Source organism: Acidobacteriota bacterium, from assembly GCA_009861545.1.
In the GTDB taxonomy this organism is placed as follows: domain Bacteria; phylum Acidobacteriota; class Vicinamibacteria; order Vicinamibacterales; family UBA8438; genus WTFV01.
On sequence record VXME01000135.1, the window covers coordinates 19538 to 33057 of the forward strand.

General features: G+C 68.9%; 7 protein-coding genes. 5 read left to right on the forward strand and 2 right to left on the reverse strand.

What is annotated here, in order from left to right:
• Positions 1-18 precede the first annotated feature (18 nt).
• Both F4X11_21160 and F4X11_21165 read left to right on the forward strand, forming a co-directional pair.
• A complete protein-coding gene (locus F4X11_21160; GenBank protein ID MYN67503.1) occupies positions 19-2460 on the forward strand; it encodes an ABC transporter permease in 2442 nt (813 codons plus the stop codon).
• A gap of 187 nt (positions 2461-2647) precedes the next feature.
• Positions 2648-3718, forward strand: coding sequence for a fatty acid desaturase (locus F4X11_21165; GenBank protein MYN67504.1), 1071 nt, complete (start codon positions 2648-2650; stop codon positions 3716-3718).
• A 101-nt stretch (positions 3719-3819) separates the two neighbouring features.
• Here F4X11_21165 and F4X11_21170 read toward each other — a convergent pair whose 3' ends face one another.
• Together F4X11_21170 and F4X11_21175 are read right to left on the reverse strand one after the other, a co-directional pair.
• Entirely contained in the window at positions 3820-5061 is a 1242-nt protein-coding gene (locus tag F4X11_21170; protein ID MYN67505.1) for an HlyD family efflux transporter periplasmic adaptor subunit, read from the reverse strand.
• A gap of 12 nt (positions 5062-5073) precedes the next feature.
• On the reverse strand, positions 5074-6750 hold the full coding sequence (locus tag F4X11_21175) for a TolC family protein (protein MYN67506.1): 1677 nt from the start codon (positions 6748-6750) through the stop codon (positions 5074-5076).
• Between the two features lie 237 nt (positions 6751-6987).
• Here F4X11_21175 and F4X11_21180 point away from each other — a divergent pair, with 237 nt between their 5' ends.
• The 3 genes from F4X11_21180 (at position 6988) to F4X11_21190 (ending at position 13474) form a co-directional block, all read left to right on the forward strand.
• Positions 6988-8982, forward strand: coding sequence for a cytochrome P450 (locus F4X11_21180; protein MYN67507.1), 1995 nt, complete (start codon positions 6988-6990; stop codon positions 8980-8982).
• Positions 8983-9052: 70 nt separating this feature from the next.
• A complete protein-coding gene (locus F4X11_21185) occupies positions 9053-10174 on the forward strand; it encodes a sulfotransferase (protein MYN67508.1) in 1122 nt (373 codons plus the stop codon).
• A gap of 96 nt (positions 10175-10270) precedes the next feature.
• The gene (locus F4X11_21190; protein MYN67509.1) at positions 10271-13474 is read left to right on the forward strand and encodes an efflux RND transporter permease subunit; all 3204 of its coding nucleotides are present in this window, start codon (positions 10271-10273) and stop codon (positions 13472-13474) included.
• Positions 13475-13520 lie beyond the last annotated feature (46 nt).

Sequence of the window (13520 nt, forward strand, 5' to 3'; positions counted from 1 at the left end):
ACTCATCATCGTGGGTACGTGATGTTGTGGCAGGATCTCCGGCACGCTCTTCGGCGTCTGGTGCAGGACCGGTCGCTCAGCGTCATGGCGGCGGCGGCGCTCGGGCTCGGCATCGGCGCCAACGCCACCGTCTTCGCGATCGTCCATGCCGCGTTCATCCGCGGCCTGCCGTTCGACGAGCCCGGACGGATCATCAGCGTCTCGTCACGCGACGGCGACAGCGGACAGACCGGGGGTGTCTCGCTTCGGGACTTCGATGACTATCGGGCCGCGGCCGCCTCGTTCAGCGGACTGGCCGCCTTCACGGCCGGCGGGACCGCGAACCTGAGCGACGCCGGCCGCCCTCCCGAGCGGGTCAACGGATCGCTGGTCACACCGAACACGTTCCGCCTGCTCGGCCAACCGGTGCTGCTCGGCCGGGACTTCCGGCCCGAGGAAGGGGAACGGGGCGCGGAGCGAACCATCATCCTGAGCCACCACGTGTGGCAGGACCGCTACGCGGGCGATCCCGGCGTGCTCGGCCGGGTGGTGCGGGTCAACGACGAGCCGTCCATGGTCGTCGGCGTCATGCCGGAAGGGATGCGGTTCCCGCTGAACGCGGATACCTGGCAGCCTTTGCAGCCGACCGCTGCTCTGGACCGCCGCGACAACCGGGTGCTGGCGACCGTCGGCCGGCTGGCTCCGGGCGTCGATCTCGACGCGGCGGATGCCGAGATGCGCGCGCTGGCGGGTCGGCTCCGCCAGCAGTATCCCGACACGAACGAGCACACGGACGCCGTGGTCCAGACGTTCAACGACTGGGCGAACCCCGCCAGCATCAAGCTGAGTGTCTTGACGTTGATGGGCGTGGTGGCGTTCGTTCTGCTCATCGCCTGCGCCAACGTTGCCAACCTGCTGATTGCACGCTCGGCGCAGCGGGCGCGCGAGGTGGCCATCCGGGTCGCGCAGGGCGCCACGCGGTGGCGGATCGTCCGCCAGTTGTTGACGGAGAGCCTCGCGCTCGGCGCGGCGGGCAGCGCCGCCGGCCTTGGGCTGTCGGCCGCCGGCATTCGCCTGCTGGACGTCGCCACACGCGACATCGGCAAGCCGTTCTGGATGACCTTCCACCTCGACGGCGCGGTCGTCGCGTTCCTCGCCCTCGCGTGCGTCGGCTCGAGCGTGCTCTTCGGGCTCGCGCCGGCGCTGCACGTCTCGAAGACGCCGCTCGGCGAGCTGCTGCGGGAAGGCGGGCGCACCGGCGCCGGCGGGGTGCGCGCACGCCGCCTGACCGCGGCGATGGTGGTCGTCGAGGTGGCGCTCGCGGTTGTCCTGCTGGCGGGCGCGGGCCTGATGATCCGCAGCTTTCAGGAGTTCTACTGGATCGATCTCGGGTTCGACTCCGCTCGAGTGCTGACCGGACAAGTCACGCTGGTCGCCCGGAAGTACCCCGAACCGGCGGATCGGCTCCGGTTCGTCGAGCAGCTCCAGCGGCGCCTGGACGCGATGCCCGGGATTCGCGCAGCGAGCGTCGCCACCACTCTCCCTCTCTTCGGCGGGTTGCAGCGGTCGCTCGATATCGACGGGCGTCCGTCGTCTGACGGGGGGCTCGCACCCACCGTGACGACGCTGAGCGTCGGCGCCCGGTATCTGGAGTCGCTCGGCGTCTCGCTGTCGCGGGGGCGCGCGCTGACGCTGGAGGACGGCCGCGCCGGGGCGGAGTCGGTGGTGGTGAACGCGCGTTTCGCCGCCCGGTTCTTTCCCGGCGAGGACCCTCTCGGGCGGCGGATCCGCCTGCAGGCGCGGGACGACCCGGCCAGCCCGTGGCTGACGATCGTCGGCGTGAGCCCGAGCATTCGGCAGGCCGCCCTGCGGGAGCCCGACCCCGATCCGGTCGTCTACCTGCCTTATCGGCTCTACACCGGCAGCCCGGCCGCGCCGCAGTGGTCGCTCGCCCTGCAACTTCTGACGGCGGGCGAGCCTGCCGCGTTCGTCCCGCAGCTTCGCGCGGCGGTGCGGGGCGTCGACCCCGAACTGCCGGTGTTCGGCGCCCAGTCGATGTCGGCCCGGCTCCGGGACGTGCGCTGGACGTACCTGCTCTTCAGCGGCCTGTTCGGCATCTTTGCGGCGATCGCGCTGGTCCTCTCGGCGGTCGGGATCTACGCGGTCACGGCGTACTCGGTGACGCAACGGACGCAGGAGATCGGCATCCGCATGGCGCTCGGCGCGCCGCCCGGACAGGTGATCTGGGTCGTTCTGCGCCGCGGGCTCGCGCAGGTGGGGGCCGGGCTGATCGCGGGATCGGCCGGCGCGTTCGCGGTCGGCCGCCTGATCGAGAGCCTGCTGGTGCAGACGTCTCCCCGCGACCCCGTGACGCTGGCGATGGTGCTGGCGGTGCTGGCGGCGGCGACGGTCGTCGCCTGCGTCGGCCCGGCGCGCCGGGCGGCCGGGATCGATCCGGTGGAGGCGCTGCGGTCCGACTGAAGCCGGCCGTGCCTCACGGGCACGCGGCGAGTACCCGACGCCGTCCTCGATCGACATGTCTCCGCCGCATGGCGACGTCCGAACCAACGGCGACAGGGCAACGTGGCCGGCGTCCATGTTTCTTGCGTGGCCATGAGCGATATGCCAAGCTGCCAACACGCTTGTCCATGGGAGTTCAGGAGCAAGAGTGGCCCCCAAGTCCGCCGCCGCGATCCCCGGCGCCCTCGATCTGCTGATCCGCAAGGCGGTCTCGCAGGAACGCTGGAGAGCGATTCTGACGCCCTACGAGAGGCCGGACAACCGTCGCAGTTTGCTGCAGCTTGCCGTCACCCTGCTCTTGTACGGCGCCGCGTGGGCCCTACTGCTCCGGAGCGTGGAGGTCGGCTACTGGGCGACCGCGACCGTCGCATTGCCTGCCGCGGGTCTGATGGTGCGGCTGATCATCATTCAGCACGACTGCAGCCACGGTTCCTACTTCACGTCGCAACGCGTGTGCAACGCCGTAGGCACCGTAGTCGCGATGCTGTCCCTCACGCCCTACGACTACTTGAAGCGGATTCACGTAGCGCACCACGCACACTCGGGCAACCTCGACAGGCGCGCCGGCGGTGACATACCCACGCTCACGGTCGCCGAGTACACCGCGCTGGGATGGTGGCGCCGGCTCGGGTACCGCCTGATTCGCAACCCGTTCGTGTTGATGGGCGTCCTGACTCCACTGCAGTTCGTCGTCGTGCATCGCTTTCCCTGGGGCATGCCGCGTTCCTGGACCCGGGAATGGCGGTCGGTATGGGGGACCAACGCCGCCCTGGCCGCGGTGCTGGTGGGCATCTGGCTTGTCGTCGGCGTCGAACGCCTGGAACAGATCCTGATAATCCAGGGCATGATCATGCTGTACGGGGGCGCGTTCGCCGGCTGGCTCACCCATACGCAGCATCAGTTCGAGGACGCCTACTGGCACCGGTTCGGCGCGTGGGACTACTTCGACGCCGGGTTGCAGGGCGCGTCCTGGCTCGCGCTCCCGAAACCGCTGCAATGGCTGACCGCCAGTATCGGTCTGCATCACGTGCACCATCTGAGTACCCGCATTCCGAACTACCGCCTGCAGCGCTGTCACGACGAGAATCCGGAACTGTGGTCCGCCCACCGAATCACGTTGCGGAACGGGTTCAAGGCGCTGAATCTGGCGCTCTGGGACGAACGGGGCGGCAAGCTGATTTCGTTCGGCGAATACCGCCGGTTGGCCCAATCGACCTGAGTACCGTCGAGCTTGCGAGCCTGGCGGTCGGCGCGAGTACCGCGGATCGCCGAGCGGCTCGGCGTCCCGCAGCCCCGGGTGTCGGACCGGCAGATCGGCCCTCAGTGGTCCACTTCCGCCGCTGTCCGAACGGCCATGCCTTCGGTCGCGATCTCGATCCCGCCGACGACGAGCGGCTGGCCCGCGGTCAGAGTGCCTGTGACGTAGATGCTGTCATCGGAGCGCTGCAGGACACGAACGGGAACGATGGTCAGCACGCCATCGCGCACTGCCCAGACTTCGTTCCCGGGCCTGAGCGCCGACCTGCGCACCTGGAAGTAGCGCTCGGGAGCGAGGCCGTCGATGCGCACTTCCACGAACTTGCCCACGAGCAGGGGCGGGCTGCGAACCTCGTCGGCGCCGGCGACCGGATCGGTTTCGGGGCGACCCGTGCGCTGTACCGGGACGCCGCCCGCGAACGGCGTCGGCACGTGCACGACAACGTCCAGCGTTCGCGTCTGCTCGTCGAGCGCCGCCTCGACTCGATCTACGTAGCCCGCCCACGCATGGCTCGCGTTGCCGTAGTCGGCGACGACGCGAGCGGTGACCCGCCGATCGGCATCTCCCGGCCGCAGGTCCCACAGGCCCGGGATGAGCGCCGCGTCGGCGTCGGAGAGCGGGACTACCACTTCCACCGCGTCGGCGGCAAAGAGCTGCCCCACCGGTTCGCCCGCCGTCACGAACTGCCCGACGTCCACCGACTCGGCCCGCACGACGCCGGCAAACGGGGCGCGTACGACGGTCCGGGAGAGTCCCAGCTCGGCTTCGGCCAGTGCGGTGCGATCCCGGTCCACCGCGGCTTGCGCCGCCCGCAACTGCGGTTCCCATAGCGCCAACGGGCCGGTGTCCGCGACTGGTGAATCCGCCGCCTGCCGGCGTCGGAACCGCTCGTACTGGTCGCGGGCGATCCGCGCTTCTTCCTCGACCTTCAGCAGCTCGACCTCCTGCACGGCGACAACGGCGCGCGCCCGCTCCACTCGATGACGGTGCCCGGCGTCGTCGAGGCGGAAGAGCGCCTGGCCCGAGCCAAACCGGCCGCCGGTCTGAAAGACCGAGCTCACCCAAACGACCCGGCCGCTGATCTCGGCCGCCACGTCGATCTGCGCGCTCGGCCGCACCGTGCCGGCCCCGTGGACGGGGATTGCTCCGGCGGCGGCCGCCACGGGCTCGGTGATGGCGAAGGGAACTCGCGAGGGCGGCTCCCGGCGGGCCGGCTCGGGCCGTAGCGAGACCATGAGGTTGGCCAGGGCCAGGGAACCTGTGAGGATTGCGGCGGCGACGACGTAGCCAACCCGGCGGCTCATGGATCCCTCCGACTACTCCTCCGGATCGGAGGTCGCCATCAGCGGTGCAGGCGCGGTCTGCGGGCGGGTCCAGGAGCCGCCCAGCGCGCGGTGGACGGCGAGGCGGGCCAGGGCCAGACTGCGCGCCGAGTCCGAGAGAGCCGACTCGACGGTCAGCCGTGTGCGCAACGCGTCCAGGAAGTCGGCGTAGCCGCCCACCCCCGATTGGTACCGCTGCGATCGCAGTGCGAGGGACTCCCGCGCCTCCTCCCGCCGGGCGGACAGCAGGGCATGGCGCAGGTTCTCGCTCCGCAGCCCGGCCAGCGCCGACTCGACCTCGTTCACGGCCGTCACCACCGTGCGCCCGTACGCGGCCGCGAGCTCGTTGAAGCGGGCGTGTGCCAGAGCGACGTTGTCCGCGAGGCGATCGCCGTCGAAGACCGGCGCGAGCAAGTTCGACACCAGGTTGCCGAACCACTGCTGGACGTTGAAGAGCCCGCCGATGTCCGTTGTCTGGAGTCCTACAGACCCGGATAGCGAAAGCGACGGCATCAGTTCCGCGCGTCGCGCCTCGATGTCGTGGGCCGCGGCTTCCAACCGGAGTCCCGCGGTCCGTACGTCCGGCCGCTGCACCAGGAGGTCCGCCGGTACGCCTGCCGGCACCGGGTCGGCGATCTGCTCAGGCGAGAGTGAATCGGGAAGCAACTCGGCCACGTCTTCCCGATAGCCGCCCAGGAGCACGGCGAGACGGGCTTCCGCGGCGGCAAGTCCGGCATCGAGTTGCGGCAGGCGGGCCTGCGTGTCGCGCAGGTCCTGCCGCACCCGATACAGGTCCAGTGAATCGGTCAGTCCACGGTCGTAGCGGGTCTCCGCCAGGTGCTCGCGCTCCTCCAGGGTGGACACCATCTCAGCGGCGATTGCGATCTGCCGCCGAGAGTCGACGATGTCGAAGTACGCCGTGATGGTCTCGGTCAGGACTCCGATTCGCGCCGCGTGCGCATCCGACTCCGAGGCCCTCAGATCCGCTCCCGCCGCGAGCGACGCGTGCCGGACGCGACCCCAGAAATCGAGCTCGTACGCGAAGTCCGCGTACAACGAGTACGTGGTGAGCCCTATCCGCTCGGGCCACGTGAACCCCCCGTCCGCGCCCCCGAACGCTTCGTCCAGACCCAGCTCCCCAAGTTGCGCGCCGATGCCGGCGTTGATGGGCACGTCGAAGCTGTCGGCGCCCGCGCCGGCGCGGACGACCGGCAGCACCGCAGCTTCGGTCAGGCGGGCCCGCACCCTGGCCTGTTGCACCCGGGCCACCGACTCCGCCATGTCGAAGTTGGATTCCAACACCGACCCGACGACCTCGTCGAGCACCGGATCGTTGAACGCCCGCCACCATTCCAGCGGTTCGTGGTTGCCCGACGCGGCGGTGGCAGCGAAGCTTCCGGGCAGCTCCGTGACCGGCTGGCCCGTCAGTTCCGGCAGCGCCGGCCGGGGCGCGAGCGCGCAACTGCTGCAAAGACAGGCAAGCAGAACCGGTGACAGCCGGCTCCGAAGGAGGAAGAACGGCCCCATCGCCGAGCCGCCGCGTCTCGAGGTCGGTATCTGCAAGATGAGGCAGGGGAGTGACGATTCCGCTGGCCGCGACTCGGGCAGCCGGTAGTGAGGCTGACGAAGACACCGGCTTTCACGAGCAACACCGCGGCAACAGACCAGCATAGCCGACCCGGTCGGGAACTGTCGCCCCTCCAAACGGAGGGAATTTGACGGCTGCGGCCCGGAATCCCGAGGAAACAAGTGGGTGGAATGTGCTCAGGCCAATCCACCTGGCGGGTAATAAATTCCCTTCGTTTGAAGGGAGATTCCGAGCCGGATGATTCCGTAGTATGTGATGCGGGTGCTTCGCGAACCAACGCTCCATGAGACTGAGCCAGGACGCTCACACCCTTGTAGAGCATGTTGAGATTCGCCGAAGAAATCAGCCTGTTGCTGCTCGACGAAGAGCGTGGCGAGACCGTCCCTCCCAGTCTCCCGCGACACACGTTCAGCACCGTGCTCGCCGGCGCGGTATTGATGGATCTGGCCCTGGAGGAACGCATAGACACGGACCTCGAAAAGCTCGTGCTCGTCGATCCGGCACCGCTCGAAGACGGGCTCCTCGATCCCACGCTGGCCGACATCGCGCGGGCATCCCGGACGTACGACACCGGGTACTGGATCGAGCGCACGTCCCGGCGCGCCGACGACATCCACGACGCCGCGCTCGCGAGGCTGATAGAGCGCGGCATCATCGAGGACGATGTCCCGGGGCTCTTCTTTCTGTCCTCCCGCGTAGCGCGTTCCCGCCGCTACCCGGCCATCGACGGCAAGTCCATCGATGACGTCCGCTTGCGCGTGATGCGCATACTCTTCGAGGACGACGTCCCCGACCCGCGCGACATAGCGATCATCTGTCTGGCCGACGCGTGCGGGATCTTCGAGGCGCTGCTGTCGCGCTCGGAGCAGGCCCGCACAAGGGAACGGGTGGAGCTGCTGCGACGGATGGACCTGATTGGCCGGGCGGTTACCGCGGCCATCCGGGACCACGAAGCTCCCGCGTGCCCTTCCGTCTCCGTCCGTCCGCTGGGAGAGATACCGATCGCACGGGGATTGCCGATGGTCGGAAACGCGTTTCGGATGGCCGGCGATGTGAGCGCCTTTCTCACGGACCAGTATCTCAGGATGGGTCCCGTATTTCGGGTGCGGGCATTCCATCGCCACTACGTGGTACTTGCCGGCCCGCAGGCCAACCTGTTCATGAACGCCGCGGGCAGGACGCATTTCCGTTCGTTCGAGGGATGGGTGGACTTCAACGCCGAATTCGGCTCGATGCGCTCGCTGATCAGCATGGATGGCGCCGATCATCTGCGTCTGCGGAAGGTGCAGGCCAGGGGTTATTCCCGCGGGCGGATCGAGAGCCGACTGGCAGAGGCAATCGGCGTCGTCCGACAGGAAATCGCCGGCTGGCCGGTGGACCGGCCCATTGCCGGCCACTACGCGTTTCAGCGCATCGTCACCGAACAGATCTGCACCCTGATCGCCGGCGTGTCGGCCCAGGGCTACCTCGACGATCTGATTCTGTTCTTCACCGCGCTGCTGAAGGCCCGCATGACGCACCACCGCCCCGGCCTGCTGATGAGGCGCCCCCGCGTCCAACGCGCCCGCAGGCGGCTGAACGAGCTGTACCGGAAGGTGCTGGCCGACCACGAACCGGAAGGACGCGGCGGCCGGGACCCGGACATGATCGACGATCTGCTCGACCTGCACCGTACGGACCCCGTGTTCATGCCGGAAGTCGATCTCGTCATTTCGGTTCTGGGGCCCTTCTTCGCCGGGATCGATACCGCGGCGAACGTCTTGGCCTTCATGCTCTACGAGACGCTGAGGCATCCGGATCTGCGCGAGCGCATGACCGCCGAGGCGGATGCGTTCTTCGCTGCTCCGGGAGAACCGACGGCCGGGGGCCTGCGGGCGCTGGACGTCACGCACCGCGTCGCCATGGAAACGCTGCGCATGCATCCGGTCGCTCCCGCGCTGACCCGCACCGTGACCAACGCGTTCGATTTCGAAGGCTACGCGATCCCGGCCGGCACGCGCGTCATCATCGGCAGCACGGTGCCGCACCGCCTGCCCGACTGCTTTCCGGATCCGGAGCGGTTCGACATCGAGCGCTACACGGCAGCTCGGGCGGAGCACCGCGCGCCAGGGGCGTACGCCCCCTTCGGCCTGGGAGTACACCGCTGCCTGGGCAACGGGTTTGCCGAAACGCAGATCGTGCTCACGATGGCGACCATCCTGCACGACGTCGCGCCGGCGCTCGATCCGCCGGACTATCGCTTGAGAATCGAGCACGCACCCACTCCCCACCCGGCCGATTCGTTCCGGTTCCGTCAGAAACGCCGGCGGGAATGACGTCGTTGCCGGCAGGTCCGACCGCGGGTGGGAGACCTTCGAGGATGAAGGTCGAGCGGAGATACTCGACATGACCATACAGGCCGACTCGACCCTGCGGCAGCACATGTTCGCCCTCGCGCCGCTCCGTGTCTGGTGGCGTCTGCTGCGGGAGCATGGCGGCGTGGCGCCCCGCCGCCGCGGCGCGCTGGCCCGTATTCTGCCGACCAGCCTCGGGACGCTCCCGCTGCGCCTCGCCGAGAGCGCGATCCATGGACGCCGCGTGCGGCGGACGCCCATCGAGACGCCGCCGGTGATGATCCTCGGATACGGCCGCAGCGGCACGACCCATCTGCACAACCTGCTGGTCTGCGATCCGAATCATGCCGGCGTCACCACGTACCAGGCGATCGCGCCGGCGTGCTGCCTCGTGGGCCGCCGATTCCTCAAGCCGCTCATCGCAAGACATCTCCCCGCGAAACGGCCCATGGACAACATGGACGTATCGCTCGACCTGCCGCAGGAGGAAGAGATCGCCATCGCCGGGCTGTCGCATCAGTCGTTCCTGCACCACCTCTCGTTCCCGCGGGCGGCCAGGCGCTGCTACGACCGGTACGCGGCGATGCAGGGCCTGACGCCGCGGGAAATCGAGCGGTGGGAACGGACCTACCTCGATGTGGCCCGCAAGGCGACGGTGATTGCCGGTGGCCGGCGCCTGGTGCTGAAGAGTCCGTCCAACCTGGCGCGCGTGCCCCACATCCTGCGCTTGTTCCCGGGGGTGAAATTCGTTCACATCGTCCGCAATCCCTACGTCGTGTACCGCTCGCTGACGCACATGTTCCGGCGGATCCTGCCGCCGAACCAGTTGCAGGAAATCGGCTGGGAGGAATTCGAGGAGCACATCCTCTACGCGTACGAGCGGTCGATGCGCCAGTATCTTGCGGACCGGTTCCGTATCCCGCCGGGGCATCTGACCGAAGTGCGGTTCGAGGATCTGGAGACCCGTCCCCTCCACGAGCTGCAACGCGTCTATGCGGACCTGTCCCTCCCGGACTGGGAGCGGGCCAAGGACCACTTCGCGGAGTATCTCGGGCCGCGGGCGACGTACCGGAAGAACCGCTACGGACTCGACCAGGCCGTAATCGACCGTGTCGACGCCCGGTGGCGCTTCGCCGTCGACGCGTGGTCATACACGCCCCCGGAGACCGGGTGAAGTCCACGATGCTGCGATTCGCTGGCGCTGCAGGTAGACGGAAAGAAGGTTGGTGATGGACGACACGGCGTGCGGGTCCTCGATTGGAGGGCAACAGTGAACGGCCAGGATGGCGCCGCGCAAGAACGGCGCGGCGCCATCGCCTACATGGCGCGGAACGGTGTCGCCGCCAACCTCCTGATGTTCTTCATCGTCGCGGCGGGACTCCTGTCGCTGACCGGATTGGTTCAGGAAGCGTTCCCCGAGTTGTCGTTCGGCGTCATCGAGGTGACGTTGCGTTACCCCGGCGCCGGGCCGGAGGAGGTGGAGCAGTCCATCGTCGTCAAGATCGAGGAGCAGGTCGGCAATCTCGACGGCGTGCGGGAGGTCACCTCGGTGGCGGCGGAGGGGGTTGCATCCGTCATGGTCGAGCTGAAGACGGGTACCGACATGAGTCGGGCGCTCGACGATGTCGCGTCGGCGGTCAATCGCATCCAGACGTTCCCGGCGCAGGCCGAGCGTCCGGAGATCGGGGAGATGACCAATCGCCAGAGCGTCATGCGCCTGGTGCTCTACGGGGACGTCTCCGAGCGGGCCCTGAAGGAGCTGGCGTACCGCACCGAGGACGCCATCGGCGCGCTTCCCGCGGTTTCGCAGGTCGAGACGAGCGGGGTGCGGAGCTACGAGATATCGATCGAGGCGCCGCGCCGGCGGCTGCAGTCGCTGGGCCTCACGCTCGAGGACCTATCGGATGCGGTACGGCGCGGTTCGCTCGACCTCTCGGCCGGGCGTATCGAGACCCGGGACGCGCAGGTCCGCGTACGCACCACCGGGCAGCGCTACGACCAGCAGGACTTCGAGGAGCTCGCGGTCCTCAGCCGCGCCGACGGCACGCTGGTACGTTTGGGTGACATCGCCGAGGTGCGCGACGGCTTCCGGAGCAGCGATCTGATCGTTCGCTACGACGGGCGGCCGGCGGCGTTCATCGAGGTCTACCGCGCTGCCGACGAGCAGGTGCTGGACGTGACGCGGGCCGTCGAGGAACTCCTCGACCGCGAGGTGATTCCGTCGCTTCCCGCCGGCACCGGAATCGGCATCTGGAACAACGATGCCGAAGCCTATCGGGAAAGGCTCTCGATTCTGCTCGAGAACGGTTTCCTCGGGTTGCTGCTCGTCCTCGTGGCGCTGGCCCTGTTCCTGGAGATCCGGCTGGCGTTCTGGGTCGCCCTGGGAATCGCCGTTTCCGGCGCCGGCGCCCTGAGCGCCATGCTGGTCACCGGCGTTTCCATCAACACCATCTCGCTGTTCGCGTTCGTCCTCGCCATCGGCATCGTCGTCGACGACGCCATCGTGGTGGCGGAGAGCGTCCACCGCGAACGCATGCGGGGCACGCCGGGCGTGCCGGCCGCGATCCGCGGAACGCGGCGCGTCAGCCGGCCCCTGATCTTCGCCGTCCTGACGTCGGTGGCCGCCTTCTCTCCGCTCCTCTTCATTCCCGGCGGGCTGGGAGAGCTGATGCGCGCGGTGCCGGTGATTCTGATCGCCATGCTGCTCACCTCGCTGGTCGAATCGCTCTTCGTCCTGCCGAACCACCTGTCCCACCTGCCCGGCCCCGGGCGGCGGCCTTCCAACGTCCTGGATCGGGCCTGCGCCCGGAGTCAGGCGCAGGTCGACAGAGGCTTGCAGCGGTTCGTGGAAGGCCCCCTGGACCGGGGACTCGGCGTGGCGACCCGGCACCCGGCGATCGTGGTCGCGGCGGGTCTCGGCGCAATCGTCCTCAGCGTCGCTCTGGTGCCCGCGGGGATCGTCCGAGTGAACTTCGGTCAGGAGGTGGAGGGCGACATCGCGACGGCCAACCTTCGGATGCCCGAGGGCACGACTGCACGACGGACGCACGAGGTGGCGCGGGAGCTGGAGGCGGCGGGGCGGCGGGCCCTCGACCGGCTCTCGCGGGGCCGGCCCGAAGACGCGGCGCCGCTGCTGACGGGGGTCATTCTCACGGTCGGTCTGCCGCAGCGCATGGCCGAAGGCGCGATCCGGGAGGCCGGTCTCGACCCGCCGGCCAACGTCGCCACCGTGGAGTTCAAGCTGCTGGCCTCCGAACAGCGGGATGTCGGCACCGACGCCTTTCTGCAAGCGTGGCGGGAAGAGGTCGGCCCGTTGCCGGAAGCCCGCGGTCTCGCCTTCAGCGCCGAGCTGCTCGGCCTGGGGCTGCCCATCGAGATAGCGCTGTCGCACCCGGACGCCGAACGACTGGATCAACTCGCCGACGCGGTAGTGGCGGAGCTGCGCGATCTGGAGGGCGTCTTCGGCGTGCAGGCGGATCGCGAAGCCGGCCTCCAGGAGCTCCGGCTCGAGCTGCGGCCGGAAGCGCGTACGCTCGGGCTTGCGCTCGACGGTCTCGCCCGGCAGGCGCGATCCGCCTTCTTCGGCGCCGAGGCGCTGCGGCTGCAACGGGGCCGCGAGGAGGTTCGGGTCTACGTGCGTCTTCCCGCGGAAGAGCGTGACGCCGTCGCCGACGTCGAGCGCTATCTGGTCCGCACGCCGGCCGGAGCCGCCGTGCCGCTCAGTCGCGTGGCTACGGTCAGCTCGGGGGATGCGCCGTCGTCGATTCATCGCCGGAGCGGCCGGCGGGTCGTCATGGTCACCGCCGACGTGGACGGGGCCGCGATCACGGCCGGGGAGGTCAACGACATCCTGGCGACCACGGTCCTTCCCGCGTTGGCGGACGCCAGTTTCGGGCTCACCTATCTGTTCGGCGGCGAGCAGCAGCAACAGAGCGAGTTCCAGGGCGGCCTGCTCCGCGGCTTCGTCCTGGCCCTGCTCGTAATCTATGCGCTGCTGGCGATCCCGCTCGAATCGTACGTCAAGCCGCTGATCGTCATGGCCGCCGTCCCCTTCGGGGTGGTCGGCGCCATCCTGGGCCACCTGATCCTGGGGATCGACATGAGCTTCGCATCCACGATGGGAGCCGTGGCGCTCTGCGGCGTCGTCGTGAACGACTCTCTGGTGATGATGGACTTCATCGACCAGCGACTGCGGGAAGGGGCGCCCGCGAAGGCCGCGGTCATCGAGGGCGCCAAGGGACGTTTTCGCCCGATCTTCCTGACGTCGCTGACCACCTTCCTCGGCTTTACTCCCCTCTTGCTCGAAACGGCGCCCCAGGCCCGGTTCCTGATCCCGTTCGGCGCATCCATCGGCTTCGGCGTCGCCATCGCCACCGCCATGCTGATGCTCGTCGTGCCCGCGCTGACCACCGTGTACCTCCAGGTCGCCCCGTCACCGCGACCCGCGGCCGTTCACTCGGCAACCGCCGGGTAGGCACAGGTTCCGGGCGGGCTCGCGCGGCTTCAAGCGGCGGCATTAC

Bases quoted from the DNA above. Each gene is read 5' to 3' on its own strand.
- F4X11_21170 (MYN67505.1), bottom strand. From the start codon at position 5,061: ATGAGCCGCCGGGTTGGCTACGTCGTCGCCGCCGCAATCCTCACAGGT.
- F4X11_21175 (MYN67506.1), bottom strand. From the start codon at position 6,750: ATGCTGGTCTGTTGCCGCGGTGTTGCTCGTGAAAGCCGGTGTCTTCGT.
- F4X11_21180 (MYN67507.1), top strand. From the start codon at position 6,988: ATGTTGAGATTCGCCGAAGAAATCAGCCTGTTGCTGCTCGACGAAGAG.
- F4X11_21185 (MYN67508.1), top strand. From the start codon at position 9,053: ATGACCATACAGGCCGACTCGACCCTGCGGCAGCACATGTTCGCCCTC.